We start from the raw sequence: 25,485 nt of genomic DNA on the forward strand, positions 1-25,485 counted from the left end.
TTGAAGGGTGTTCGGTATGAACGGCATAAAAAATAAAGGGGCTAAAGACGGAGGGACCTCCGCGAAGACCACAGGCAGTAAAGGAAAAAGCAAGTCGAGCCTGAAGGGCCTTCTACGAAAATATGCCCCGAAAAAAAACCAGTTTGCCGCTGTTGATATCGGCGCCAGCGAAATCAAGTTGGTGGAAATCAGCACCGCTGACGGTAGCCCTGTAGTTACGGCTTTCGGGAAATTACCCACCCCTCCGGATACTCTGGACGACCTGGCTGACGAGGAGGTGCTCGTCAACGCCCTGAACGAGCTGGTCCTGACATCAGGCTTGCAGTTGAGAGAAGTCATAACCACCATCAGCGGAGACAAGGTTGTGACCAGGCATATCAAGTTGCCGGTAATGCCTGACAAGGAACTGGAAACCGCCGTACGCTTTGAGGTCGAGAAATTGATCCCTGTCCCTGCTGATGAGCTTACAATCAGGCATCTTAAGCTGGGCGTGACGGGGGTAAACGGGCAGAAAACCTTGCACCTCCTGGCAGCTGCCGTACCAACCTCCTACATATATGATTTTTACAGAGTTTTTGCCAGGGCCGACCTGACCGTGGCGGCCATCGACCTCCAGGTCCTCAGCTTGTGGAGAGTATTCTGCGGGCTAAAACCAGGCTCCGGTAGCAAGGGTACCTTGGGCGTCATGGACATCGGCGCGTCGTCCACCCAATTCCTGGTGGTGCGTGACGGCTTGCTTGAATTCACCAGGACACTTCCGGTAGGCGGTAATTTGCTCACGCAATCCCTGGCGGAATACTACGGTTACGAGCTCGGACAGGCCTCGCAGATGAAAGAGGAAAGGGGCAGGCTGCTCAGCTCCGAGGAAGCCGCCGCGACCTCGGAGGAAGCTATGCAGATGGACTTTTCCCTGCGGGACGGGCTGTCGGAACTGGTACGCGAAATCCGGCGCTCCATCGACTTCTACGCCTCTCAGGAGGGCGCCGCGCCAATTGAAAGGTTCGTGCTCAGCGGCGGCGCCGTTAAATTGGCCGGTTTCCGCGAATTTATGGCCGATGCGATGGAGGTTCCGGTAGAATTCGGGGATCCCGGACTATCCGGCCAGCCGGTTGACGAGACCTCGCCGGAGGCTTTCGACCAGGCTTACGCGGTAGCGCTGGGTTCTGCGCTGCGAGAGGTGGTTGAGTAATGTACAAGATCAACCTTCTACCCGCTGAACTGCAGAGAGATTTAAGTATCGATGTTAAAGGACTGGTCAGGCGGGTTACCGTTACCATCATGGTGATACTGCTTCTATTTGGCTACGGCGCCTTTCTATTCATGGGTTACCTGACCCAAAAGGAAATAAGCGATACGGAAAGATACCTCAGCCAGATCTCGGCTACTGTAAAAAAGGTCGAGGGGATCAAGAACGAGGAGAGCACGAGAGTATTTAAGGAACTGCTCAACGCCAGGCAGTCCCGGTTTCCGCTGCTGGAAGATATTAGCTACAATATGCCGGTCGACCTGTGGCTGGGGAATGTAGATATATCTTATGTGGCGCCAAAGAACGCCGGCAAGGATGGGCAACCCGGCCAGCCGTCCGGTAACGAATCAAGCGGCTACGCGCAGGGACAACCGGTCACGGCAACCCAGTCTGCCACCGAGAAAAATGGAGTTGATTCACTCCCGCTGCCCAATACACTGATCATTGTGGGCTATGCACGCTCCGTCCCATCCATCGGCTTCTTTATGAATAACCTTTACCGCATGCCTTACTTTTCAAATGTCTTTCTCAACGAGTTGCAATGGGATGAAAAAGAAGAGTGTTTCAAATTCAAGCTGACTGCGGAACTGAAGGAGGGTGGACGCTAGTGTGGCAGAAGCTTCAACCCCGTGAAAAAATTCTTCTAGCCACCCTGGGAGCCTGTATTGTCATTTTTCTTTTATTTAACTTTATATTGATTCCTCAATATGATGCCTTTTCTGAAAACAGGGACCGATTGACTGAATTAGAAACTAAGGCCAAGGTTGCCGAAAACATTTTGTCTTCCGAGAAGGCCGAGTCGGAATTGGCCGCCAAAGCAACCGAAAAGCTCAACGAGGTCAAACCATTATTCAATAACCAGATGACCGACGGTTTGGCAGTGGCGCATATCGGTCTGGAAGCCATGAGAACCAATGTCCGGATCAATTCTTTCATACCCTCTGATATCATTAACAAAGGCGCCCATCTGGAACTGCCGGTCAAGTTTGAGGTCAGCGGAGACTATCCCAATGTAGTCAGCTTTATTCAGAAAATGGAAGGCCTGCCCAACCTGTCGGACCTGAGATCGCTGAAAATACAACCGGAAAAAGAGACGACGTCGACAGCGTCTGCCGTGCAAAACTTTGTCAAGGAACAATTACCGGCCACGCCGGGCTCAGACCAGAACGGCAGGGTCACTGCGGCGTTCGACCTGGTTATATATTCCAGCACGGCGCCGGAAGAGCGGCTCCGGCTGGAACAGGAGGCCGGATGGCTCACGGGACGGCAAAATGCCTTCCAGACGCCGGGCGGCGCATCACCTTCCCCGGACATTGAAGCGCCTGCTAAGGCGTCTGAAGCCCCTATGACCAGCGGGGAGGATTTCCTCAAGACTTTTGTGCAGCAGTTGCTGAACCAGGGCATCACCAACAGCAATAACGCCCTGCCCGGCAGCAGCGGGACCGTGGAACTTGAGACCCCGCCCGAAGGCGAAGAGAACTAATGTCAGTGCTGCCGCCGGCGGCATGGACACCTACGGAAGCAGGGGGACGGTTCTTTTGCTTCCTTTCCTAGAAAATAACTGTACAGATGTTCAGCCCACAGAGCGAATCCCAAAAATGCAGGCGCGAACTCATTCGCAGAGAAGATCCATTTGCCGCACAAGCCCGGCGCCGGCGCGCCGTGTGCGATTGAAATGGCACCTGCATCGCCTGATTTTTTCATGATACGCGGCGCCGCGATAGCGGTGTGTGGAACTATATATATACGGAGCGCGTAACCCCAAAATATTGTTTTGGAATTCATACGTAGATGAAAATGCAGTATATGTAAGGAAGATTCGTATAAACCTCTTAAACTGCTCCACAGCGTGTTTAAATCGCCCGCATTGCGCTGATTTTATCCTCTTCTTGAGCGTGGCGTGCAGCCAGGAGGTAAATTGAAAATATATCATAACGAAACAGGGGGTTGTTGTTTTGTTTAAGTCGCTTTGGGTCACTGTGGCGCTGTGCTTGCTTTTGGCGGCGCCTGCTGTAGCCGTGACTTCGAATTACTCACTGGTGGTCAACGGAACGCAGGTCTATACCGACGTTTCGCCTGTTGTTGAAGGATCAAAAGTCCTGGTCCCCTTGCGGGCCGTCGCGGAAGCGACCGGGGCCTCGGTGCAGTATGTTGACAGCGAGCGGGAGTTGATTATCAGCAAGCCCGGACTGGAAGTGAAATTATGGGTCGACAATTACTCCGGCTTCAAAAACGGAACCCCGATTGTATTAACATCTCCGCCTAAAATAGTCAACGACAGGACATTAGTAACGCGGGAACTGCTTACCCAGATTATGGACGTCAAGGCCCACCTGAACGTGAAAGCCAACTCCATCGAAGTTCGATAACAACCTGTTTTCTTTCCAATTACCTGTTTAAATACTAAGTTATGACGCCGTGGAAGAATCATGTATTACGCCTTACAACCGCTTAGAAGAAAATCTTCTAACCATTCGTCCCTTTTTTATTTGAATAACATACTATAAAATTACATTGTAATTGGTAAAATATATGCAGGCAGAAGATAAAAAGAGGGTGATGGACCTGGTTGATAAACAGTTGCTGAAGGAAGTACTTGAGCAGGCGCTGCAAAAAGGTGGAGATTTTGGAGACATTTTTTTTGAACACAAAAAGACCACTGCTATCCGCTGTGAAGCCGGCAGGATTGAGAAGATTCAAACCGGTGTTGATATAGGCGCCGGGGTCAGGGTAATATCCGGGGAAGCTACTGCTTATGCCTACACCAATGACCTTTCCCGCGAGGGCTTGCTGAATGTGGCCGGGATCGTGAGCCATGCCGCTGCCGGCGGCAAGAATAACGTTAATCTTGATTTCACCGAAGTCCAGCCTTTAGTTGAATTTAACTTTAAAGAGCGCCCCGGGGACGTTAGCACGGAACGGAAGGCGGCGGTGGTGGAAGCTGCCGACCAGGCCGCCCGGGCTGTGGATCCGGCGCGCATTAAACAGGTTATTGTCGGCTACGGTGACGTGGTCCAGCAGGTTACCATCGCCAACAGCGAAGGGGATTATGTTGAAGACGAGCGCATCCGTACCCGCCTGGTGGTCCAGGCGATAGCGGCGTCAGGAGCAGCCATGCAGACGGGTTACGAAGCTGTGGGGAGCCTGTCTGGTTTTGAGCTTTTCGCAAGTGAACAACCGGCGCTGGTAGGTGAGGCCGCCGCCAGGCAGGCGGTTAACATGCTGGAGGCGCAACCGGCTCCGGCAGGACGGATGCCTGTGGTTATAGCCGGGGAAGCCGGCGGCACCATGGTCCACGAGGCCTGCGGCCATGGCCTTGAAGCCGATCTGGTGCAGAAAGGCCTTTCTGTATACGCCAATAAGAAGGGGCAGGCTGTGGCAGCCGAAGAGGTGAGTGTGGTCGAGGACCCGACCCTGGACGTACGTTACGGTTCCTACCGGTTTGACGACGAGGGGGTCCCCTCCCGTAAGGTCAACTTGATTGAAAATGGCGTGCTTAGCGACTATATGTACGACCGCCTTACAGCTGCCAAGGACGGCGTCAGGTCGAACGGGCACGGCCGCCGCGAGTCCTACCAGCATAAACCCATTCCCCGCATGGGCAATACCTTTATCGCGCCCGGCAAAACCGACCCGGCAAAGATCATCAGGGAGACGGGGACCGGCTTGCTGGTCAAGAAGATGGGGGGAGGTCAGGTCAACACCACCACCGGGGATTTTGTTTTTGATGTGGCGGAGGGTTATCTCATTAAAGACGGTGAGACGGGTCCCATGGTGCGCGGCGCGACCCTGACCGGAAACGGGCCGGAGGTACTGCGCATAGTTGAAATGGTTGGGAGCGACCTGGGCTTCACCATCGGCACCTGCGGCAAGGACGGCCAGGGCGTGCCCGTCAGTGACGCCCAGCCCACCATTGCCATTAAGCAACTGATTGTCGGCGGCACTGCCACCGGGTCGGCAAACGGTAAAATCAGGAGAATTTAAAGGGTAGTTGTCTATGCCGCCGGCGGCATCAGCAGAGAATTATAATCAGGATGTAGGTGCGATTTCAATTGCACAACGGCGCGTCAGCGCCGGACTTGGGCATCTCAAGTAACTTTTGTGCGAATAAATTCGCACCTACATTTGAGCAACATTGTAGCGGCCCAGGATGCCTAGTAAAAGGTTTTGCATATAACGGTTTGACCAGGGCAACAATATCAATGAGGTGATTCTCGTGGAAATCGAAACGTCCTGGCATGACTGGAAGAAGACCCTGGGCCAGGCGGTGAATACCGCCGAATTTGTAGGTATGTCGGACCAAACGATTAACAAGATAGCTTACCGCCTGGGGAACTTCTTCGCAAACAACTTCGACCCCGCCAACCGGGAGCAGCGGCTTTTAAAAGAGCTCTGGGAAGCGGGTGGAGAGGATGAAAAAAGATCCCTGGCTAAAATGATTGCCAAACTGGCGGAACGTGACGTCAAGCATTGAAGCTGCCTGAAAAGGGCAGCTTTTTTTAATGCCTAAAATTCCCATGTATTGGTATTCTAACCGTTGGTTTTCATACACAACTCTTTTAAAAAGGGCATATGTTATAAGGAAAAATAGTTCTCACCAGGATAGACCACTGCTTGCGCCGGTTTCACAGGGGGTATAGAGATGAAAATCGGGGACATCGTTACCAGGAAAATATACGGAGAGGACATGCAGTTTTGTATCATCGGCTTCTATACAAACCAGGCTAGCGGGGAGAGAGTGGCAATACTGGCGCTCCTTGATCCGAATCTGATAATAGAAGCTTCCGTACAGGACCTGGCGCCGATATCGGCAAGAAACCTTTTCGCCCTTACAACACCAATGTTTGTACACTAAAAGACTGCCTCAAAGGCAGTTTTTTAGTGGCTCACAACAGGAATATTTTAACTAATATTGAATTAAACTTAGGTGCAGCATGGTAAACGATTTTTACGAACACACTATATAATACTATGCATATTTCTTGAGCAGCAGTATTTTAACAAAAGGAGCTGTCAAACGTGGAAAGGGAAGCGGTCGCTTTTATCAGTACAGCACGGGCAGCAGTGGCCAAAGCCGAACAACAGGGCGCCGAGGCGGCTGAAGCTTATATTTGTAAAGCCAAAGAGCTTAATATAGAGGTCAGGGGTGGACGTGTCGAGACAATGAAGCTGGCCGAGGACAGCGGTCTGGGTGTACGGGTAATTCGTGAGGGAAAAACCGGATTTTCCTTTACCTCAGATCTCAGTCCGGCAGGGGTGGATGAAGCGGCCGGCCAGGCTCTAGTGAACTGCATGAATCTTTCCGAAGATCCATTCCAGCGCCTGCCCAAACCGGGGAAAGCCTATGAAAAAATGGATATTTACGATCCCGGCATCAAAAAAGCCTCAGTTGAGCAAAAAATAGATCTGGCCCGGTCAATGGAGGATGCGGCCCGAACTTTCGACCGGCGAGTCAAGGTTATTGAAAGCTCGACCTACCAGGATGGCGAGGCCCTGGTCACCATCGTCAACAGTCATGGTACGGAGCTCAGTTACCGTGGCGCTTTCTGCGGCGTATACCTGGCACTGGCCGCCGTTGAGGGGGACGACAGCCAGACCGGGTTTGCCCTGGATTACACGCTGAGGTTTGACCGTTTAAAACCGGAAGAAGTGGGCCGTGAGGCGGCCCGGCGGGCGGTCAGGATGCTCGGGGCCGCGCCGGTTACCACGCGCCGTGCGGCGGTTGTCCTGGATCCTTATGTCGCCACCGGTTTTCTCGGGTTAATTGCGCCGGCCCTGACCGGTGAGGCTGTCCAGAAAGGCCGTTCTCTTTTTGCCGGGAAGCTGGGCGAACGGGTGGCTTCAAGCAAAATCACGACTATAGACGATGGAGCGCTGCCCGGGGGGATCGCATCCGCTCCCTTTGACGGGGAAGGAGTGGCTACATCAAGGACGGTACTGATTGAAAAAGGTGTTCTAAAGGGGTACCTATACAATACCTATACGGCTGCCAAGGACGGTGTGCAGTCAACCGGCAACGGGGTGCGCAATTCATTCAAGGGAACTCCTGAGGTGGGGATCACCAATTTCTTTTTCGAGGCCGGAACAGAGCCGGTTGAAAAGCTGCTCTCGGAAATCAAGAGCGGCATTTACGTGACTGAAGTGATGGGCATGCATACGGCCAACCCCATATCGGGGGATTTTTCAGTGGGAGTAGCCGGGCTATTAATCGAAAACGGTGAATTGACCAGACCGGTGCGGGGTATGGCCATAGGAGGCAACATAATTGATTTTTTGGCCAATGTGGACGGTGTCGGCAGCGACCTGAAGTTTTTCGGCGGCAGGGGTTCACCAACGTTGAGGGTTGCGGAGATTACAATAAGCGGGCAATGAAGTGGTTGGAATCAACAAGCTAATTATGGTAAAATGTCAACAGTCGGTCTTGAGGTGTTTAATTTGCATATATTAATCCTGCACGGTCCCAACATGAATTTACTGGGCCGGCGCGAGCCTTCCGTCTATGGCGTACTAAGTCTGGAACAAATTAATGAAAAATTGGCGGACCTGGCAGCCGGGCTGGGGGTAACAATCACCTGCCGCCAGTCTAACCACGAAGGGGAATTGGTCGACCTGCTGCACCAGGCTGCCGTGGATTCGCAAGCGGTTGTTTTTAACCCCGGCGCCTACACCCATTACAGCATTGCCCTGCGGGATGCCGTGGCCGCCATCGGGATACCTGTTATTGAAGTTCACCTTTCCAATATCCACGCCCGTGAAGATTTTCGCAGGCACTCAGTTATTGCCCCGGTTGCCGCCGGACAAATAAGCGGGCTGGGCGTTGCCGGCTATCTCGCGGCGCTGAGGGCGGCGGTCGCGTTGGCAGGCATGGGGGGTGAAGACCTTGCAGGAACGTGTTAAGAGGCTGCAGGGGTTATTTGACGTTAACGGGGTGGATGCATTTTATGTGACCGCTCCGGAAAACCGGTACTATCTAAGCGGTTTTTCCGGGACCAGCGGCGCCCTGCTGTTGTGCCGGAACAACTCCTATTTGATTACCGACTTCCGCTATACCAGCCAGGCCTCCCAGGAATGTCCCGGTTTCGAAATCATTGAAGCGCCGGGAAACGGTATTGAGGCGCTCGCCGGGCTTTGCCGGAAAGACCATGTCTCGCAATTGGGCTGCGAGGGCGACAACCTGACCTATGCCCAGTTTCAAGCCCTGCGGCAAGTTCTGACGAGCGTTGAGTTAAAGCCCGTTAGCGGCGTGGTTGAAGGGCTCAGGCTGCATAAGGATGCCTACGAGTTGCGCTGTATTGAGGAGGCGGTCCGTATTGCCGACCGGGCTTTTGCCCGGATAACCGCCATCATCAGGCCCGGGGTTTCCGAGGTTGAGATAGCCCTGGAACTGGAGTTCTTAATCAGACGCTTGGGCGCTGACGGGATTGGGTTCGCCACAATTGTGGCTTCGGGCACCCGCTCGGCGCTGCCGCACGGTGTGGCGTCAGCTAAAATAATTGAAGCAGGAGACCTGGTTACGCTTGATTTTGGAGCGGTGTACCGGGGCTATCATTCCGATATCACCAGGACGGTGGCAGTGGGACAGGGCACGCCCCGGCAGGAGGATATTTATAACATTGTCCTGGAGGCGCAAATGAGCGCCATAGCTGCTGTTAAGGCCGGTGTCCGGACATCGGAAGTTGACCGGGCGGCACGTGATATTATTAAGAAAAACGGTTACGGTGATTATTTCGGGCACGGTACGGGGCATGGTTTGGGACTGAATATCCACGAAGGTCCCAGGCTGTCTGCCAAAGACGACACCGTATTGCAGGCGGGGATGGCAGTGACCGTTGAACCGGGCATTTACCTGCCGGGCTGGGGGGGGATAAGGATAGAGGATACCGTCCTGGTTGAAAATGGCGGGCGCCGGGTTCTCACCAGATCACCTAAAGATAGATTGTTGTCATTATAATCAAAAATATACATATTGGAGGCTAAGGGATGATTTCAACAAACGATTTTAGAACCGGGCAAACTATAGAGATGGAGGGCGACGTTTTTCAGATTATTGAATTTCAGCACGTCAAGCCCGGTAAAGGGGCTGCCTTTGTCCGCTCAAAACTGCGCAACGTCAGGACCGGCGCCGTCATAGAGAAGACCTTCAACGCCGGTGAAAAACTACCCAAAGCCAGGATTGAAAAACGCGAAGTCCAGTATTTATACAACGACGGCAAGGACTATAATTTTATGGACATGGAATCCTACGATCAGACAGCTATGACTTCCGAACAGCTGGGGGACGCCGTCAAGTATCTCAAAGAGAACATGATCATTCAGGTCCTGACCTTTCAGGGAAAATCAATCGGTGTTGAGCTTCCCAACTTCGTGGAGTTGGAGGTCGTTGACACCGCCCCGGGCATTAAAGGGGATACCGCGTCCGGCGGCTCCAAGCCGGCCACACTGGAAACGGGTACGATTGTCCAGGTGCCTTTCTTTATCAACGTCGGGGACAAGCTGCAGATAGATACGAGGACCGGCAATTATATTAAGCGCGCCTAAAGCTTCAACTATGTTTAAAACCCCCTGAAACGAGACATACTAAGAAAGCCAAAATTAGCCACAACAATTATACCAAAGGGGGTATACTCCATGGGCGAGCTTAAAGCCAAAGTGGCATACCTGCAGGGCATGTCAGCCGGCCTTGACTTGAGCCAGAATAGTAAAGAAGGCAAACTGCTGAAGGGGATCATTGAAGTCCTTGATGAGTTCGCGGAGACCGTGGGAGGTCTGGAGCAAGGCCAGGAGCAGCTGGAAGATTATATTGAAAGCATTGACGAGGACCTCTATCACCTGGAAGACGACTATTACGAGGATAACACCTGCAATGAGGGTGAATACTTGGAAGTCGATTGCCCCAAGTGCGGCGAGACAGTGTGCTTTGACTCAGATATACTTGAGGACGACGATATTGTGGAAGTGACCTGCCCCAACTGCGACGAGGTTGTTTTTGTAAATGACGACGACGGCGACACCAGCCATCCGCAGAATCAACCGGAGATGTTCATAGGGCGCGTGTCAGGGGACGGCAAGCCCTCGGTGGAAGAGGACATATAGCGGGTTAGAATAACAACAATTATAAAAAGGTTGAGGGACCACATTAACAGCGGTTCCTCAACCTTTTTATTTGGTTAAAGTTTACTTTTTGACAACCCCCAGATGACCTCTGCGATCTGTGTCTTTATTGAACGCCAATAACAGCAGGATTAAAACCAAAAACAAGATATAAGGATTCATCAGGGAACTCTTGCGCGCATTATAACGATGGGTAACCGGTTGGGGTCCCTTGCAGTTAGTCTGGATAGGCACAACAACACGTGTGTTCTCCTGCTTCATACGGCCTTCCGGCCTCCGGAGAAAACTTAACCATTTTTCATATGGGCCCTTTATATCAGCCATTTTATTATAACTGGCTGCCATAATAAACTCACCTCAATCTCTGATAATAATGCTTTCTCTCACCGCACGGGCAAACATCGCCACTTACTTTAAATTACGACCAATGTCCTACGCTCTACGACGAATTCATCCTGCGAAATTATCAACACAGGCTATTTCGTCAACTATGCGCCGGCCAGTCCTAAACGTTTGTATATCCTATATTATGGTATACCCTAGAAGTTTCTTTGGTGTGCGCCAAAGGCAAATGGCAAAAGATACATTATCATACGGACAAGGCAATCTCATGGAATATCTTACCGGCTTGTACAATATTTATAGAGTAGTTACCCACGCTGCTATCGCGTCGCCACGCAGCATGAAAATATGCAGGTGCGCACGGCGCGTTAACGCCGGACTTGTTGGGTCTAATGTAACATTTGTGCGAATGAGTTCGCACCTGCATTTTCAGGATAGGCAAGGGGGACAAACCATGAAAGCAGCCGGGCTTCCGCTTAATGTGTTGGAATGCGTTAAAGATAATCCGGTTAACGCAATACTGCCGGTCCTGCCGGCCAACATACGCGACATGGTGGCGGCCGTGCCGGCTCAGGTTAAAGAACAGGTTGAGGAAATCCGTATCAGGCAGGGAAGGCCGCTGGTATTAGGAATATCCTCCACCGACACATTTATAAAAGCAGACGGAGGCTTGACCGGCCGGGCGTCGGAGGCTTACCGGGCAACGCCGGCCGACATGGACCGGGTCATTCAGCTTTTAAGCGGCTCGTCCCTTTATGCTCTGGACGAGGAACTAAGAAACGGCTTTATCACTCTGCCTGGCGGCCATCGCGTGGGTATAACCGGTAAGGCGGTCCTGGATGGCGGGAAAATCAGGACTTTGAAGTACCTGACCGGCTGCAATATCCGTATTTCACGGGAAATTCACGGCGCCGGCGAGCATGTGCTTCCCCACATTATAGATCGAAACAGGCGCAGCATCTATCACACTCTTCTGATGTCACCGCCCGGCTGTGGTAAAACAACCATCTTGAGAGACCTGGTCAGACAGATCAGCAATGGTATTCCTGCAATGAGGTTTACGGGGCTAAATGTTGGACTGGTGGACGAGCGCTCGGAAATTGCCGGCTGTTACAAAGGTGTCCCCCAAAAGGATGTTGGGATCAGGACCGATGTTTTGGACGGCTGTCCCAAAGCGGAAGGCATGATGATGCTGCTTCGCTCGATGTCGCCGGGTGTTATCGCGGCTGATGAAATTGGCCGCAGGGAGGATGTGGATGCTTTGGAAGAGGTCTTAAACGCCGGTGTGAAAATCCTTATTACGGCTCACGGCGTCTCGCCTGCCGACCTGGCCGAGAGACCCGTTATGACCAGGCTCATTCACGCCAAAATGATCGAACGGTTTGTTATCCTGGGACGCTCGCGGGGGGTGGGTACTATAGAAGATATTATCGACGGCAGGAGCATGCGCTCGCTGGGGGTGAGAAAATGTTGAAATTTTTTGGGGCTGCCATGGTTATAGCGGCCAGCGGCTTGAGTGGTCTGGCCGTGGCCGGCAGCTATGCCAGGCGTCCCAGAGAACTGCGCGCCCTGCGCTCTGCGCTGCAAATGCTGGAGACCGAGATCATGTATGGGGCCACCCGTTTGCCGGAAGCTCTTGATACTGTGGCGTCCCGCTGTGACCAGTTGGTGGGGCCGCTCTTCAAGCAGGCCGGAGTGGAGCTTGCGGCCATGTCCGGAGTCAGCGCCGCGGAAGCCTGGGAAAAAGCCCTGGCAAAATATTATCCGGCTTCTGCTTTAAAGCCCAGTGATCATTCAATTTTGATCGGTTTGGGCAGGTCACTCGGCAGGTCCGACTGCGCAGACCAGGTTAAACACCTGCGCCTGGCTATGGAGCAGGTCGCGCAGGAAGCGGCCAATGCGGAAGAAGATGCTTCACGAAACGTTAAAATGTGGAGTTATCTCGGTTTTTTGGGCGGGCTGGTTTTTGTTTTAGTGGCTTACTGATTGTAAAGAGGGGGTAAATATGGGCAGCAGTATTGATTTGATTTTTAAAATAGCCGGAGTGGGCATTCTGGTTTCCGTTTTAAACACCATACTCAAGCATGCAGGTAAGGAAGAGCAAGGCCAGATCGTTACCCTGGCCGGGCTGGCTATTGTCTTCATTTGGGTGATACAGCTTCTTGCCAATTTATTTGACCAGGTGAAATCGGTGTTCAGGCTCTTTTAAATTAAACTTCGATGAGGTCTATATGCGATGGATGTGCTTCAGATTGTGGCTCTGGGTTTGACGGCCACCGTGCTCATTGTTGTAGTTAAAAGCCAGCGGCCGGATTTGGCGGTACTGTTGAGTGTCGCTGCGGGCGCGATCATTTTTCTCCTGGTACTGGGAAAAATCGGCTCGATCATTGAGGTCGTCAAGGAATTGTCGGAACGCGCCGGCATCAGCATGGTTTACCTGGGTACCATCCTGAAAATAGTCGGGATTGCCTACATTGCTGAATTCGGTTCGCAAATCTGCCGCGATGCAGGTGAAGGGGCGGTGGCCTCCAAGATTGAATTTGCCGCCAAGGTTCTGATTATGGTGCTGGCAGTCCCGATTGTGGTGGCCGTTCTACAATCACTGCTAAAACTCCTATGGTGAGGGCGGTGTGGCAGGTGACCAAAACATATCTTGCACTGGCAGTTTTTTTGCTTATGTTTTTCCCGGCCTCAGCCCTGGCAAGCCAGGTCAATCCAGCTGACTCAAATCAGCAGGAATCACCCCTGGACCTTTTCTCCGTGCAGCAGTATATTGACCAGTTGGACAAGGAGGTCAAGGGCTCCGTTCCCGAGTTGAATTTCGGGGAAATGGTCACCAAGCTGGCTAAGGGGGAGATCCATTGGAAGCCGGCAGAAATCCTGGCAAATTTGCTCCGACAGCTTTTTAAAGAAGTGGTCGCCAACCTCGATCTGCTTGGGAAACTGGTGATGCTGGCGGTTATCTGCGCCGTACTGCAGAATTTGATGTCTTCTTTCGAAAAAAGCAGCGCCGCGCAGTTGGCCAACTCCGTATCTTACCTGGTGCTGATAACCATCGCCATAGGGTCATTTTCACTGGCGGTCAACGCAGGCAGGGAAGTGGTTAACACGATGGTTATTTTTATGCAGGCCTTGACCCCGGTTTTACTGACCTTGCTGGTAGCAGTGGGAGGGATAGCCTCAGCAGCTGTCTTCAGTCCGGTAATCCTGGTCACGCTGGATATATTTGGAACATTGATCAAAAACGTGATCCTGCCGCTGCTCTTTTTCGTGGCCGTATTGGGCTTGGTCGGCAACCTGTCGGACCGCTTAAAAGTTTCCAGCCTGGCCGACCTGCTAAAAAGTATTGCCATGGGTTTAACCGGGGTTTTCTCAACTATTTTTCTCGGTGTGCTGGCCATTCAGGGTGTGGCCGGTGCGGTGGGGGACTCGGTTACCTTCAGGACTGCCAAATACAGCGTTGACGCCTTTGTTCCTGTGGTGGGCGGGATGCTCTCCGATGCCCTGGAGGCGGTGGTCAGTTCTTCTTTATTGATAAAAAACGCGGTGGGGATAGCCGGTGTGGCGGTGATATTGACGATGCTGGTGGTTCCTCTTTTGAAGATCGTCACGTTGGCTTTTATCTACAAGCTGGCCGGCGCGCTCATTCAGCCCATTAACGATGGTCAAATGGTGGACTGTTTGAATGGACTGGGCAACAACCTCTTTCTGGTTTTTGCCGCGGTGGCCACGGTGGGCCTCTTGTTCTTTTTCACCATAACAATAGTTGTCGGGGTCGGTAATATTACCGTGATGTTGAGGTAAGGGGTGGCGCCGTGGAAATTATACGCAGCTTGGTCCAAAACCTCATCGTAATAATCATCCTGGCAGTCTTACTGGATATGTTTCTACCTGCCGGTGAGATGAGGAAATATGTCAAGATGGTCATGGGCTTGCTGATTATCGTTGCGGTGGTACAGGCTGTGGGTAACTTGATTCACTGGGATTATGCCGGTGATTTCCCTGCTCTGACGACGCAGGGCGACCAGGGTAAGTTTACGGAAATTATGGAGAACGGGAAGAGGCTTACCGAAGACCAGCAGCAAAAAGCGCTGGAGGAGTACAAAAACGGTATAGCCCGCCAGGCAATGGCTCTGGCCCGCGCCAATAATAAGGTCTCTCTTCTGGGTGTAGAGGTTAAAGTCCAGACCGAACAGAACAAACCAGGGTACGGACAGTTAAGTGAAATGGTTTTGACCGTGGGTCCAAAAACGGAAAGCGCAGACCTCCAAGCGAAAGGATCGGTCATCAAGGAGGTTGAGCCGGTATCGGTAAAGCTAGACCCTGCAGCGCCGGATGGATGGGAGAGGGCAGGAGAACGGCCGCCGGAGGAGGCTGTCGCAGGCCTGGTTGCGACACTGGCCAATTTTTATAACCTTTCACCGGAACAGGTCAAAGTAAAGTATCAATGAGACACCCATGCTGCTGTTACGGCGCCAGCAGAGATGAAAATATGCGTCCACATTGTTATGATCAAAGCGGGTTTTCATGTGGGTGCGATTTTCAATCGCACTTGCACTGCGAAGCAGTTTAAGGGATTTATACTGTATTTCTTCAGGGTCTTGTGCGAATGAATTCGCACCTGCATCAAGATAAATTTAGCTGTTTTTTAAATTAATTTGCGCCCATGATGTGAGGAGGTGAGAGCATGAAAAGATTCTTTGATTTTTTGGGACTGGGGGGACAGGGAAACAATGGTTTCCCGGCCAAGGACCTGTTCAGGCGCAACCTGTGGCTGGCCGGACTGGCAGCTCTGGGTATTGTAATGTTGCTGTTCTCGGGAACCGGCCGGGAAAAACCGGCAGAGAAAACCGCAGATCGGTCCGAACTGCCTGTCGCGACCACATCTGAACAAGCCGGAAACGGCATGTCGGCTGAAGAAGAAAAAATCAGTAAAAAACTATGCGAAATGCTCCGTCAGGTGGAAGGAGCCGGCCGGGTGGAGGCGTCAGTGCGGCTGTCCGGTTCTACCAGGGAGGAGTATGCCGTAAATACAACAACCGGCAAGAAAACAACCCAGGAGCGGGAACAGGCCGGTGGTACACGTCTAACAACGGAAGACACCTTCAGCAGCCAGCTGGTGATGAACCGGAGCGGATCCGGTGGTGAGCAGCCTGTAGTGGAGCGTGAAACAGCGCCGCAAGTAGCTGGTGTGCTGGTGGTGGCCGAAGGGGCCGGCGAGGCGAGGGTGAAAGCCAAACTCTTTGAAGCCACCAGGGTAGCCCTGGGTATTGAACCTCAAAAAATCATGGTCCTCCCCATGGAAAGGAGATAATGATGGTAGCGGTAATTGTTAAGAAACGGCTTTTTTTGCTGGTAATCTTGGGCCTGGCCGGACTTACTCTCCTGTTTATGGGCCTGCGCGGGGGGCTGGGTATAGAAGCGCCGCCCTTGCCTGGCGTCCAGGTCAATACACCAAATACCGGTAATGTCATCATTGAAGGAAGCGTGAAGACGCCCGCGTCCGATATGCAGCTTGATGATCTGGGGTCAAAAATTGGAGCGTCTCAAAGCCAGGACTTTTTTATTGATTATCGCCTGGAGCGGGACCGCACCCGCGGGCAACAGGTAGAGTGGCTGAGAGAGGTTATTAATAACGCCGGCACAGCAGATGAAACCAGGCAAAAAGCTCAGGAACACCTTATGGCCATCAGCCGCAGCATGGAAAAAGAGTCCGAGTTGGAAAATTTAATTAGAGCAAAGGGTTTTGCCGACGCCGCAGTAATGGTGGACGAGAGTACGGCCACAGCCATAGTTGCCGCCGGCAGCCTCAGCAGCGGTGAAGTGGCGGCCATAACAGAGCTGGTATCCAGAAGCACCGGCATGGAGCAGCAAAAAATCGCGGTCATCAGCAAAAACTAAATGATATTGTATACTTGCTGTAAAGAGGTTCCCAAATGCCCCGTTTTTTACTATAATGATGGTAATGTTCATTTGTGATCATTACCTGCTGAATCAGGTTGTTAACGTTAATGGCAGCCTGGTTTTTTATATTGTTGATGATGGGGAGTGAAAGGCAGTGGAACGCCGCGTACAGGTTACTGACACGACTTTAAGAGATGCTCACCAGAGTCTTTGGGCTACCCGCATGCGCACGGCAGACATGCTGCCGATTGCAGAGAAACTGGACAATATCGGGTACCATTCCCTTGAAGTCTGGGGTGGGGCAACGTTTGACGTCTGTTTGAGGTATCTTAACGAAGACCCCTGGGAAAGGCTTCGTCAATTAAAAAAACATATTCGAAAAACCCCTCTGCAAATGTTGTTGCGTGGACAATCACTGGTAGGGTACCGGCCTTACCCGGACGATGTGGTTGAGTCTTTTATCACCAGGGCGGTTGAGAACGGCATCAATATAATAAGGATTTTTGACGCTCTGAATGATATTCGCAACCTGGAAACCCCCATGCGTTCTGCCAAAAAGGCGGGCGCGCACGTCCAGGCGGCAATTGTCTACACAGTGAGCCCGGTGCACACCAACAAGCGTCATTATATTGACCTGGCGTTGCAGTTGGTCGAAATGGGGGCGGACTCCATTTGTATCAAGGACATGGCCGGTCTTCTGGCGCCCTACCAGGCGTATGACCTGGTAAAATTGCTCAAGGAAAACTTAAGCCTGCCTCTTCAATTGCACAGCCACTACATTGGGGGATTGGCTGTGGGCGCTTACTTAAAAGCGGCTGAAGCGGGTGTGGATATAATTGACACCGCCTCAGTGCCGCTGGCCTTTGGAGCTTCCCAGCCGCCTGTCGAGACTGTCGTTCGCGCCCTGCGGGGCTCTGCTTATGATACCAAACTGGATATCCACGAACTTTTCGAGATCGCCGGATACTTTGAAAACTTGAGGAAAGCAAGAGGCTTTGAACGGGGCTTCACCCGGATCAACGACATGCGTGTTTTTGATCACCAGGTGCCGGGCGGCATGATTTCCAACCTGGTTACTCAGTTGGAGGAACAAAAAGCGCTGCACCGCCTGGGCGAGATCCTGGAGGAGATCCCCAGGGTGCGCGAGGACTTGGGGTACCCCCCCCTGGTTACCCCGACCAGCCAGATTGTCGGGACCCAGGCCGTCTTGAACGTGCTTAGCGGGGAACGCTATAAACTGGTCCCCGGCGAGGTCCGTGATTATATTCAGGGCCATTACGGCAAACCTCCGGCGCCGATTAACCAGGAGATAGCCCGCAAGGTGCTGGGGGACCGGCAGCCTATTGTATGCAGGCCTGCTGATTTACTGGAACCAAAAATGGATAAAATAAGGAAAGAAGCTAAAGATCTGGCAACCTGTGAAGAGGATGTCATCTCCTACGCCTTATTTACCCAGGTGGCCAAACGTTTTCTGGAGACAAGGAATAAAGGTGGACAATTGGCGCCGGACCCAGCTCCCGGCAGAAAAGAAAATCCGGCAAAAGACAAGGCTGCGGAAGCGCCCGCCAAGACGCCTGCTTTAAACGATGACTGCGGTGGCGAAACCGCCAGGGAGGTAAATGAATTGAACCTGCAGGATATTAAAGAGCTAATTAAGTTAATAAATGAAACTGCTGTTAATGAAGTGAAACTGGAAAGTGAAGGAATGAAGATATCTATTAAGAAAGGCGTCGACCGCGAGTTAAACCCTGTCAGCCAGACGCCTGCGGTATCGGCTCCGCCGGTCGCCTGCAAGGTTAAGGATGAGACAGAAAATCCCCCAACGGTAAAAACTGAGGAGAAAAAGACGGAGCTCATTCCGGTGGTATCTCCCATGGTTGGTATGTTTTATGCTGCGCCCGCGCCTGAAGCGCCGCCTTACGTTAATGTCGGGGACCAGGTGAAAAAAGGACAGACCCTGTGTATCATTGAAGCAATGAAACTGATGAATAAAATAGATTCAGAAATCGACGGTGAAATTGTTGAGATCGCGGTGAAGAATGGTGAGCCTGTTGAGTATGGGCAGACCATCTTCCTGATCAAAGAAAAATAAGAGGCAGATGTATTTACGCGGGGAGAGGAAAAGGTAAGATGTTTAAGAAAATCCTGATAGCTAACCGTGGTGAAATAGCCCTCCGCATTCTCCGGGCCTGTCACGAGATGAATATAAGCACGGTCGCGGTTTTTTCGGAGGCTGATCGTGAAAGCCTGCATGTTTTACGAGCTGACGAATCATACTGCATTGGACCTGCTGCTTCTGCTAAAAGCTATTTAAATATAACCAACCTTATCAGCGCGGCGCTGGTTTCCGGAGCCGACGCGATCCACCCGGGATACGGTTTTTTATCGGAAAACCCTGATTTTGCAGAGGCATGCGCCAGTTGCGGGATTAATTTTATTGGTCCCTCGTCCAGGGCTATCCAGCAGCTTGGTTCCAAGGCTCTGGCCAGGGATACCATGGTTCAGGCAGGTGTTCCGGTAATTCCGGGCTCGGAGGGAGCGGTAAAAGACAACGAGCAGGCCTGGCGACTGGCAGAAAGGATTGGCTACCCCGTAATCATCAAAGCCAGCGCCGGAGGCGGTGGCCGGGGGATGAGGGTGGTCCAGTGCGGTGAGGAGCTGGAGGAAGCCGTCAGCATGGCTAAAACGGAAGCTCTTGCCGCTTTCGGCAACGACGAGGTTTACCTGGAAAAGTATGTTGAAGAGCCACGGCACATCGAGTTTCAGGTCCTGGGAGATAAACACGGCAACCTGATCCACCTGGGCGAAAGGGACTGCTCTATCCAGAGGCGCAATCAAAAGATGATTGAGGAGTCGCCTTCCGTTGCGCTTAGCCCCGAACTGCGGGAGGAAATGGGACATATGGCTGTGCGTGCCGCCAGGGCGGTGGGTTATTACAGCGCGGGAACGGTTGAATTCCTTTTGGATAAAAATTTAAATTACTACTTTATGGAGATGAACACGCGGATCCAGGTCGAGCATCCGGTCACGGAGATGGTAAACGGGATTGATTTAATAAAAGAGCAAATCCGTATTGCCGCCGGCGAGAAGCTGGAAATATCACAGGACCAGGTTTCCATAAAAGGGCATGCAATCGAATGCAGGATTAATGCCGAGGACCCGGGTAAAAATTTTATCCCCAACTCCGGCAGGATTACAAGCTACCTGACGCCCGGGGGGCCCGGAGTGCGGGTTGACAGCGCAGTGTACACCGGTTACATGATTCCCCCCTATTATGATTCCATGATTGGCAAATTGATTGTGTGGGGCAAGGACAGGGAGGAAGCCATCGCCAGGATGCAGCGGGCGCTTCAGGAGTTTGTGATTATGGGTATCAACACCACGATCCCTTTTCATCAGAGGGTGTTCAGGAACGCTTTTTTCCGCCGTGGGGAAATCTATACCAACTTTATTCAGCGTCGTATTTTGGGGGATGAGCAACTATAAAACACTAAAATCATAGTGTTTGCGTTAATTTACCAACTTTGCTATAATATACGCATATGAGACATGGATCATCATTTTTTGGGTATAGTGTATTATAGCGGAGGTGAAAAAGATGAACGAGAGTGATTTTGTCAAGGAAGAGCAAACCGGACTGGGTTCAATCAGGATTTCGGATGAGGTTGTTAAAATAATAGCCGGCCTTGCTGCCACTGAGATTAAAGGGGTAGCCGGGATGAGCGGGGGACTGGTTGGCGGTATAGCTGAAATGCTTGGCCGCAAAAACCTTTCCAAAGGAATCAAGGTAGAGGTGGGAGAAAAAGAAGCCGCCGTCGACGTTTTTGTGATCATTGAATACGGGATTAGAATACCTGATGTAGCCGCTCAAATCCAGGAAAGCGTAAAGAGCGCCATTGAACGGATGACCGGCTTGGAAGTTGTCGAAGTCAATGTAAATGTTCAAGGTGTTGCCTTTACCTCCGAGGGCAGGGAAGAAGAACATAAGGTTAGATAGCTTAACCGACCCCCTTGACAGGGGGTTAGCTTTTAGGGAGGTGTACCTGTTTGGGTCCTTTCGACCGCTTCTTACTGGGGGTATACGCATTCTTCATTACGGTTGTCTTTGTACTGTTTTCAGCTGTAATGTTGGGTTGGACGGCTCCCTTGTTTTTGCTGAAAGAAATGTTTTATCCCGGACAACCGGAGATTTTCTGGCCTTTCATGGCTTTGGTCATACTGGCCGGCTTGAGACTGCTCTGGGTGAGTCTCTTTGGCAAGTCAAGAGGCAGGCATGTGGTCCTGACGGAAAGTTCGCTGGGACAAGTCAATGTTTCGCTGCAGGCGATAGAAAGCCTGGTAGAGAAAATAGTTTCACAGTTCAGCGGGGTTAGAGAAGTTAAACCCAACATTATACAAGTCCCGCAAGGTATAGGTATTAAAGTTCGGGTTGCGGTAACCCCGGATGTCAACCTCCCTCAGCTTTCTGAAGAAATTCAAAACAGGGTCAAGTCCAGGGTGATGGAAGTAACAGGGATTACCGTCAATACTATAAAAATCATGGTTGAGAATATTTCCGTTCACAAGCCAAGGGTTGAATAGCACATTTCAGCCCCGGAAAGGAGCGGCATATGGAAGTATTTCAGGAAATTCTAAATAAGCATCTGGGAAAAGCGGTAGGCGTTATTCTGGGCCTGATTTACGGTTTGCTGGCAATTAAGTACGGTTTTTTTAAGGCCCTTTTTGTGTTGATTTGCGCCGCACTCGGTTATTATATCGGCAAACGGCTGGATGAGAAGGTTGACTTCAGAGAATTGTTCTTAAGGCTTTTCCGGGAACGATAACTGTATTGTTCACATACAGCGGTTAAATAACGAGGGGGATACGTAACAACATGGGCAGGAGAAAGGCCAGGGAAAGGGCGCTGCAAATCCTGTTTCAGGTAGATATGGGCGGCAACGATCCAAAGGAAGCCATGAAAAATATGGATGAGAGCTTTGGACCTGTATACAATAACGTAGAATTTGTCGAAAAGATTGTAATGGGAACCCTCACTAATTTAGCGTGTATTGATAGAAACATTTCGAGCATCAGTCAGGATTGGAACATAGAAAGAATGGCCAGCGTGGACAGAAATATCATCAGGCTGGCTTTTTACGAAATATTGTTCTGCAGTGATATACCGAACAATGTGTCCGTCAACGAGGCTGTAGAACTGGGCAAAGTGTACGGTGGGGAAGAGTCTGCGCGCTTTATTAACGGCATTCTCGGCAAGGTGCTGGCGAACCCGGAAGAGTACAAACCTGAATTGTGAGACACGCCGGCGTATGATTGGCAACCTGACCAGGGCAACACACCAACGATGCCGGGACTTCTACCTTAGCTTGTCTTTTGCAAGTTAGACCATCTTGACGATGCAGGTGCGATTTCAATCGCACACGGTGCGTTAGAGCCGCACTTGGACAGCTAATGTAACTTTTGTGCGAATGAATTCGCACCTACATGTAAGGTCCGTCCGCAATGTTATTTGGAGGGTAGGGGCATCTGTACAGGCCAATTACTACACACACTAAGACAGAACAGCACCCTTCACGCCAGGGGTGCTATTGTATTTAGTCTTTTTTTGGGGAGATATAATATAAATGAGAATTTTAACGGTCCACGAGTTGACCAAACATATCAAAACACTTGTGGAAAAAGATCACCTGCTGGTAAATGTATGGGTCAAAGGGGAAATATCAAACTTTAAAGCCCATTCCTCAGGCCATTTGTATTTTACCCTGAAGGACGATCTCAGTTGTGTGAAAGTTGTAATGTTCCGTTCCAAAAGCAGGCTGGTCCCTTTTCAACCGAAAAACGGCATGGCGGTAACAGTGAGGGGTTACGTTTCAGTATTTGAACGGGACGGTACCTACCAGCTTTATGCCGAAGGACTTGAGCCGGACGGCACGGGGGCTCTTTACCTGGCGTTTGAGCAACTGAAAAAAAGGCTGGAGCAGGAGGGGCTTTTTGACCGGCGCCATAAGAAATCACTACCCCTGCTGCCGCGTCGCATCGGCATCGTTACCTCGCCCACCGGAGCGGCAATCAGGGATATGCTCCAAATTATCGGACGCCGCTGGCCGGGCCGTGAAATTATGCTGGTACCGGTTCCGGTCCAGGGCGAAGCAGCGCCTCAGGCTGTGGCCGGAGGTATTAAGCTCCTGAATCAGGTTGGCGGTGTAGACCTGATTATAACCGGCCGGGGCGGGGGAGCGCTGGAGGAGCTTTGGACCTTCAACACCGAGATCGTAGCCCGCAGCATTTTTCACTCCAAGATTCCTGTCATATCCGCGGTAGGCCACGAAACAGATACCACCATCGCCGATTTTGTAGCTGATGTCAGGGCTGCCACGCCTTCTGCAGCGGCTGAAATAGCTGTGCCGGACAGGAAGGATATGGCCCGCTACATCCGTACTCTAAAGACCCGGCTGGCACGGGCGGTTGATGAAAAGTTGGCGGCTTCCAAGCGCCGTATTGAGTCCTGCCTGCTTAACCGTGTATTTACCAGCCCTCTGAATGCCATCTGCGGCGTGGGTCAACAGTCGCTGGATCAGTTGGAGAGCCGCTTGCGCCAGGCAATGTATGGGACCCTGGAGCGAGCCGGCAGCCATTTCGCGGTGCTGGCAGGCCGGTTGAACACGTTAAGCCCGCTGGCCACCCTGTCCAGGGGTTACTGTATATGCGCAACCCTGGACAGAAACCGTGTTATCAGCGACACCGCTTCCGTAGAAATAGGAGAACAACTGTCATTGCTGCTGCATCAAGGCAGGCTCGAAGTTGTTGTGGAAAAAAAAGAGTGTGACATAAGTATAAATGGTAACAGATTTTGAAAACGCTCCATTTTAGTCGTAAGGCGTAAGGCGTAGGGCGTAGCTTATCCTGCTTTGTTATAGGGTCTTAATATTACTCTTGAGAATATCATGCATTCCCACGTCTCACGTCCCACGTCCATTTTTTACGCCCTATGCCCTGCGACCTACGCCCTACGCCTTACGACCTATCTGTTGTGTGTGGATTTCTTTCATAAAAAGCTATAATTAATGTATCCATGGGATTGGGAGGGATACTTGCTATGTCTTTAGAAGAAAAAGAGATTAATTTTGAGCAGGCGCTGGCGCGTTTGGAAGAAGTGGTGAAGGAATTGGAGGACGGGCGTCTGCCATTGGAAAAATCGCTGGAATTGTTTGAAGAAGGCATCAGGCTTACCAGAATATGTGAAGGGCGACTGGCTGCTGCCGAGCAGCGCATTACCATTCTGACCGTGGACGAAAAAGGCGGAATTATCCAAAAGCAGCTGGATTCTTTACCTTCCCCGGGAGGCGCCCGAAATGATTGATTTTAAAGAGGAATTAAAAAAGAGAGCCGCTTTGGTTGAAGAGTCACTTGAAATTTTACTGCCCGGAACCAATGCTTACCCACCCCTGATCCACCAGGCCATGCGGTATAGCGTTATGGGCGGAGGAAAGCGACTAAGGCCTGTCCTGGTTATGGCCGGAGCTGAAGCTGTAGGGGGTAAGGCTGACGATGCCCTGACTGCCGCCTGCGCTTTTGAACTGATTCATACCTACTCACTGGTGCACGATGACCTCCCCGCCATGGATAATGACGACTACCGCCGCGGTAAATTGACCAGTCACAAGGTCTATGGTGAAGCAGCCGCAGTTTTAACCGGGGACGCCCTCCTGACCATGGCCTTCCAGCTCCTGGCGGAAAGCAAAGGAGCTCCGGAGAACGTCCTGCGGGTAATCCGTGAAGCGGCGGTTGGGGCCGGTACTTTCGGGCTAATCGGGGGGCAGGTGGTTGATACATTATCTGAAGGTGTTGAGTTAGATGAAAACACCCTTGAATACATTCACCGTCATAAGACCGGGGCTCTTTACAAGATATCGGTAAGGGCGGGCGCTATTCTGGCCGGGGCACGGGATGATCAACTGGCAGCTTTAACCGGATACGCCGAAAATCTTGGCCTGGCCTTTCAGATCAAGGATGATCTCCTTGATATTGAGGGAGATGAACAGAAAATCGGCAAACCGGTGGGCAGTGATACCAAAAATAACAAAGCTACCTATCCTGCGCTCTTCGGCCTGCATAAGTCGCGCGCCAAAGCCCGCCAGGCAGCCCAACAGGCGCTGGCGGCGCTGCGGCCCTTTGGCGCCGAAGCTGATTTTTTGAGATCAATGGTTAATTTTGTGATTGAACGGGATTTTTAGACTTTAAAGAAGAGCGGGAGATTGTTGGGGAATCAGTTTCTCTTGAGCAAGCAATACCGGCCTTCAAGGGCTGATTAAAGAGCAGGCTGAATTTGTAAACTAAAAACTGATTATGTTATAATAACAAATTAGTCAAAGCTTTTTAAGATAAGTGACACAGTATCCTAGTCGGACGAACCTTTTTGAAGGCGGGCCTAAAAATCCGTCAAGGGCACATCGATGAAGTTCCTGGTGCTGGCTATCGACGCCCAGTCGGGGGCTGGTACTGGGAGTTAAGGGGGTGGGGCGGCCTGCAATGGCATGTGGGACCCGAACCCCGCCCCCGTGGAGACCCAAGTATGTGGGCAGCCATACCAAAATTGGGTGGTCAACTATGGCTTGGGATTAAACCTGCATGTGGTTCAAGCTGCGTGCAGTGTAGCCTGCCTTGAGTGGTAACGGTGGATTTCAGTTTTTAAGCCAAGCTGAATACGGGCCCGTGTTCAGTCAGGTTATTGATTGAAACCCTTACTGCAATAGAGACTAGAAAAGGTGTACTCTGTCGAGGAAAACTCCTAGGCTGTCCGGGCTTACCAGGGCAGGCCGGGGATTGCAGTGTGGACTAAGTGGTAATCCAGTCCCGGTCGTCAGCGGCCGGAGACAGCTTGAAAG

General features: G+C 51.6%; 30 protein-coding genes. 29 read left to right on the forward strand and 1 reads right to left on the reverse strand.

The genetic code is table 11. From position 1 onward, the window contains the following. Positions 1 to 16 precede the first annotated feature (16 nt). From pilM to Psch_RS00915, 12 genes are all read left to right on the forward strand, one after another. A complete protein-coding gene (gene pilM / locus Psch_RS00860) occupies positions 17 to 1,189 on the forward strand; it encodes a type IV pilus assembly protein PilM (RefSeq protein ID WP_134216911.1) in 1,173 nt (390 codons plus the stop codon). Next, a complete protein-coding gene (locus tag Psch_RS00865) occupies positions 1,189 to 1,854 on the forward strand; it encodes a PilN domain-containing protein (protein WP_134216910.1) in 666 nt (221 codons plus the stop codon). Before pilM ends, Psch_RS00865 begins: the two co-directional genes overlap by 1 nt. Further along, complete coding sequence (locus Psch_RS00870; RefSeq protein ID WP_190238834.1) at positions 1,854 to 2,729, forward strand: type IV pilus inner membrane component PilO; 876 nt, start codon at positions 1,854 to 1,856, stop codon at positions 2,727 to 2,729. The genes Psch_RS00865 and Psch_RS00870 overlap by 1 nt, the downstream gene beginning before the upstream one ends. 472 nt (positions 2,730 to 3,201) lie before the next feature. Then, positions 3,202 to 3,615 carry a copper amine oxidase N-terminal domain-containing protein gene (locus Psch_RS00875; RefSeq protein WP_190238835.1) on the forward strand — a complete coding sequence of 138 codons (414 nt, stop codon included), beginning with the start codon at positions 3,202 to 3,204 and terminating at the stop codon, positions 3,613 to 3,615. A gap of 196 nt (positions 3,616 to 3,811) precedes the next feature. Beyond that, positions 3,812 to 5,230 (forward strand): TldD/PmbA family protein, encoded by a 1,419-nt coding sequence (locus Psch_RS00880; RefSeq protein WP_190240180.1) that lies wholly within the window; start codon positions 3,812 to 3,814, stop codon positions 5,228 to 5,230. Between the two features lie 232 nt (positions 5,231 to 5,462). Further along, the gene (locus tag Psch_RS00885; protein ID WP_190238836.1) at positions 5,463 to 5,720 is read left to right on the forward strand and encodes a DUF3243 domain-containing protein; all 258 of its coding nucleotides are present in this window, start codon (positions 5,463 to 5,465) and stop codon (positions 5,718 to 5,720) included. 168 nt (positions 5,721 to 5,888) lie between these two features. Further along, positions 5,889 to 6,101: a sporulation peptidase YabG gene (locus Psch_RS00890; RefSeq protein WP_134216906.1), complete on the forward strand. Its 213-nt coding sequence runs from the start codon at positions 5,889 to 5,891 to the stop codon at positions 6,099 to 6,101. Between the two features lie 164 nt (positions 6,102 to 6,265). Further along, positions 6,266 to 7,618, forward strand: a complete 1,353-nt coding sequence (locus Psch_RS00895; protein WP_134216905.1) for a TldD/PmbA family protein — start codon at positions 6,266 to 6,268, stop codon at positions 7,616 to 7,618. 63 nt (positions 7,619 to 7,681) lie between these two features. After that, positions 7,682 to 8,143: a type II 3-dehydroquinate dehydratase gene (gene aroQ / locus Psch_RS00900; protein ID WP_134216904.1), complete on the forward strand. Its 462-nt coding sequence runs from the start codon at positions 7,682 to 7,684 to the stop codon at positions 8,141 to 8,143. Beyond that, complete coding sequence (locus tag Psch_RS00905) at positions 8,127 to 9,197, forward strand: M24 family metallopeptidase (protein WP_134216903.1); 1,071 nt, start codon at positions 8,127 to 8,129, stop codon at positions 9,195 to 9,197. Before aroQ ends, Psch_RS00905 begins: the two co-directional genes overlap by 17 nt. Before the next feature lie 29 nt (positions 9,198 to 9,226). Further along, positions 9,227 to 9,784: an elongation factor P gene (efp, locus tag Psch_RS00910; RefSeq protein ID WP_134216902.1), complete on the forward strand. Its 558-nt coding sequence runs from the start codon at positions 9,227 to 9,229 to the stop codon at positions 9,782 to 9,784. 90 nt (positions 9,785 to 9,874) lie between these two features. Then, entirely contained in the window at positions 9,875 to 10,339 is a 465-nt protein-coding gene (locus Psch_RS00915) for a CD1247 N-terminal domain-containing protein (protein WP_134216901.1), read from the forward strand. Between the two features lie 81 nt (positions 10,340 to 10,420). Here the strand turns inward: Psch_RS00915 and Psch_RS00920 are convergent, their stop codons facing one another. Continuing rightward, complete coding sequence (locus Psch_RS00920) at positions 10,421 to 10,618, reverse strand: hypothetical protein (protein ID WP_134216900.1); 198 nt, start codon at positions 10,616 to 10,618, stop codon at positions 10,421 to 10,423. A 535-nt stretch (positions 10,619 to 11,153) separates the two neighbouring features. Between Psch_RS00920 and spoIIIAA the strand changes: the two genes are divergently transcribed. The 17 genes from spoIIIAA (at position 11,154) to Psch_RS01005 (ending at position 24,834) form a co-directional block, all read left to right on the forward strand. Continuing rightward, positions 11,154 to 12,173 carry a stage III sporulation protein AA gene (spoIIIAA, locus tag Psch_RS00925; RefSeq protein ID WP_134216899.1) on the forward strand — a complete coding sequence of 340 codons (1,020 nt, stop codon included), beginning with the start codon at positions 11,154 to 11,156 and terminating at the stop codon, positions 12,171 to 12,173. Then, on the forward strand, positions 12,167 to 12,685 hold the full coding sequence (gene spoIIIAB, locus Psch_RS00930) for a stage III sporulation protein SpoIIIAB (protein ID WP_134216898.1): 519 nt from the start codon (positions 12,167 to 12,169) through the stop codon (positions 12,683 to 12,685). The genes spoIIIAA and spoIIIAB overlap by 7 nt, the downstream gene beginning before the upstream one ends. Positions 12,686 to 12,704: 19 nt before the next feature. Further along, complete coding sequence (gene spoIIIAC / locus Psch_RS00935) at positions 12,705 to 12,908, forward strand: stage III sporulation protein AC (RefSeq protein ID WP_134216897.1); 204 nt, start codon at positions 12,705 to 12,707, stop codon at positions 12,906 to 12,908. Positions 12,909 to 12,935: 27 nt separating this feature from the next. Further along, entirely contained in the window at positions 12,936 to 13,322 is a 387-nt protein-coding gene (gene spoIIIAD, locus Psch_RS00940) for a stage III sporulation protein AD (protein ID WP_134216896.1), read from the forward strand. A gap of 14 nt (positions 13,323 to 13,336) precedes the next feature. Next, positions 13,337 to 14,503: a stage III sporulation protein AE gene (gene spoIIIAE, locus Psch_RS00945; protein WP_243120430.1), complete on the forward strand. Its 1,167-nt coding sequence runs from the start codon at positions 13,337 to 13,339 to the stop codon at positions 14,501 to 14,503. 11 nt (positions 14,504 to 14,514) lie between these two features. Beyond that, the gene (spoIIIAF, locus tag Psch_RS00950) at positions 14,515 to 15,150 is read left to right on the forward strand and encodes a stage III sporulation protein AF (RefSeq protein WP_134216894.1); all 636 of its coding nucleotides are present in this window, start codon (positions 14,515 to 14,517) and stop codon (positions 15,148 to 15,150) included. Positions 15,151 to 15,386: 236 nt separating this feature from the next. Then, on the forward strand, positions 15,387 to 16,013 hold the full coding sequence (locus tag Psch_RS00955; protein WP_190238837.1) for a hypothetical protein: 627 nt from the start codon (positions 15,387 to 15,389) through the stop codon (positions 16,011 to 16,013). Beyond that, positions 16,013 to 16,600: a SpoIIIAH-like family protein gene (locus Psch_RS00960; RefSeq protein WP_134216892.1), complete on the forward strand. Its 588-nt coding sequence runs from the start codon at positions 16,013 to 16,015 to the stop codon at positions 16,598 to 16,600. The genes Psch_RS00955 and Psch_RS00960 overlap by 1 nt, the downstream gene beginning before the upstream one ends. Before the next feature lie 157 nt (positions 16,601 to 16,757). Then, a complete protein-coding gene (gene accB, locus Psch_RS00965; protein WP_190238838.1) occupies positions 16,758 to 18,695 on the forward strand; it encodes an acetyl-CoA carboxylase biotin carboxyl carrier protein in 1,938 nt (645 codons plus the stop codon). A gap of 38 nt (positions 18,696 to 18,733) precedes the next feature. Further along, on the forward strand, positions 18,734 to 20,089 hold the full coding sequence (gene accC, locus Psch_RS00970; RefSeq protein WP_134216890.1) for an acetyl-CoA carboxylase biotin carboxylase subunit: 1,356 nt from the start codon (positions 18,734 to 18,736) through the stop codon (positions 20,087 to 20,089). Between the two features lie 112 nt (positions 20,090 to 20,201). Further along, on the forward strand, positions 20,202 to 20,600 hold the full coding sequence (locus Psch_RS00975) for an Asp23/Gls24 family envelope stress response protein (RefSeq protein ID WP_134216889.1): 399 nt from the start codon (positions 20,202 to 20,204) through the stop codon (positions 20,598 to 20,600). A gap of 50 nt (positions 20,601 to 20,650) precedes the next feature. Further along, complete coding sequence (amaP, locus tag Psch_RS00980; protein WP_190238839.1) at positions 20,651 to 21,184, forward strand: alkaline shock response membrane anchor protein AmaP; 534 nt, start codon at positions 20,651 to 20,653, stop codon at positions 21,182 to 21,184. 29 nt (positions 21,185 to 21,213) lie between these two features. Next, positions 21,214 to 21,426 (forward strand): DUF2273 domain-containing protein, encoded by a 213-nt coding sequence (locus Psch_RS00985; RefSeq protein WP_134216887.1) that lies wholly within the window; start codon positions 21,214 to 21,216, stop codon positions 21,424 to 21,426. Between the two features lie 50 nt (positions 21,427 to 21,476). Next, complete coding sequence (gene nusB / locus Psch_RS00990) at positions 21,477 to 21,896, forward strand: transcription antitermination factor NusB (protein WP_190238840.1); 420 nt, start codon at positions 21,477 to 21,479, stop codon at positions 21,894 to 21,896. 328 nt (positions 21,897 to 22,224) lie between these two features. Further along, complete coding sequence (gene xseA / locus Psch_RS00995; RefSeq protein WP_190238841.1) at positions 22,225 to 23,454, forward strand: exodeoxyribonuclease VII large subunit; 1,230 nt, start codon at positions 22,225 to 22,227, stop codon at positions 23,452 to 23,454. A 242-nt stretch (positions 23,455 to 23,696) separates the two neighbouring features. Then, positions 23,697 to 23,960, forward strand: a complete 264-nt coding sequence (locus tag Psch_RS01000; protein WP_190238842.1) for an exodeoxyribonuclease VII small subunit — start codon at positions 23,697 to 23,699, stop codon at positions 23,958 to 23,960. Continuing rightward, complete coding sequence (locus Psch_RS01005) at positions 23,956 to 24,834, forward strand: polyprenyl synthetase family protein (protein WP_206663749.1); 879 nt, start codon at positions 23,956 to 23,958, stop codon at positions 24,832 to 24,834. The genes Psch_RS01000 and Psch_RS01005 overlap by 5 nt, the downstream gene beginning before the upstream one ends. The last annotated feature ends 651 nt before the right edge of the window (positions 24,835 to 25,485 follow it).

This window comes from Pelotomaculum schinkii (assembly GCF_004369205.1).
GTDB classification, from domain to species: domain Bacteria; phylum Bacillota; class Desulfotomaculia; order Desulfotomaculales; family Pelotomaculaceae; genus Pelotomaculum_C; species Pelotomaculum_C schinkii.

Bases quoted from the DNA above. Each gene is read 5' to 3' on its own strand.
- spoIIIAB (WP_134216898.1), top strand. From the start codon at position 12,167: ATGTTGAAATTTTTTGGGGCTGCCATGGTTATAGCGGCCAGCGGCTTG.
- pilM (WP_134216911.1), top strand. From the start codon at position 17: ATGAACGGCATAAAAAATAAAGGGGCTAAAGACGGAGGGACCTCCGCG.
- nusB (WP_190238840.1), top strand. From the start codon at position 21,477: ATGGGCAGGAGAAAGGCCAGGGAAAGGGCGCTGCAAATCCTGTTTCAG.
- Psch_RS00865 (WP_134216910.1), top strand. From the start codon at position 1,189: ATGTACAAGATCAACCTTCTACCCGCTGAACTGCAGAGAGATTTAAGT.
- spoIIIAD (WP_134216896.1), top strand. From the start codon at position 12,936: ATGGATGTGCTTCAGATTGTGGCTCTGGGTTTGACGGCCACCGTGCTC.
- Psch_RS00955 (WP_190238837.1), top strand. From the start codon at position 15,387: ATGAAAAGATTCTTTGATTTTTTGGGACTGGGGGGACAGGGAAACAAT.
- Psch_RS00915 (WP_134216901.1), top strand. From the start codon at position 9,875: ATGGGCGAGCTTAAAGCCAAAGTGGCATACCTGCAGGGCATGTCAGCC.
- Psch_RS00985 (WP_134216887.1), top strand. From the start codon at position 21,214: ATGGAAGTATTTCAGGAAATTCTAAATAAGCATCTGGGAAAAGCGGTA.
- Psch_RS00960 (WP_134216892.1), top strand. From the start codon at position 16,013: ATGATGGTAGCGGTAATTGTTAAGAAACGGCTTTTTTTGCTGGTAATC.
- Psch_RS00920 (WP_134216900.1), bottom strand. From the start codon at position 10,618: ATGAAGCAGGAGAACACACGTGTTGTTGTGCCTATCCAGACTAACTGC.
- spoIIIAA (WP_134216899.1), top strand. From the start codon at position 11,154: ATGAAAGCAGCCGGGCTTCCGCTTAATGTGTTGGAATGCGTTAAAGAT.
- accC (WP_134216890.1), top strand. From the start codon at position 18,734: ATGTTTAAGAAAATCCTGATAGCTAACCGTGGTGAAATAGCCCTCCGC.
- Psch_RS00890 (WP_134216906.1), top strand. From the start codon at position 5,889: ATGAAAATCGGGGACATCGTTACCAGGAAAATATACGGAGAGGACATG.
- spoIIIAC (WP_134216897.1), top strand. From the start codon at position 12,705: ATGGGCAGCAGTATTGATTTGATTTTTAAAATAGCCGGAGTGGGCATT.
- Psch_RS00975 (WP_134216889.1), top strand. From the start codon at position 20,202: ATGAACGAGAGTGATTTTGTCAAGGAAGAGCAAACCGGACTGGGTTCA.
- efp (WP_134216902.1), top strand. From the start codon at position 9,227: ATGATTTCAACAAACGATTTTAGAACCGGGCAAACTATAGAGATGGAG.
- xseA (WP_190238841.1), top strand. From the start codon at position 22,225: ATGAGAATTTTAACGGTCCACGAGTTGACCAAACATATCAAAACACTT.
- Psch_RS01000 (WP_190238842.1), top strand. From the start codon at position 23,697: ATGTCTTTAGAAGAAAAAGAGATTAATTTTGAGCAGGCGCTGGCGCGT.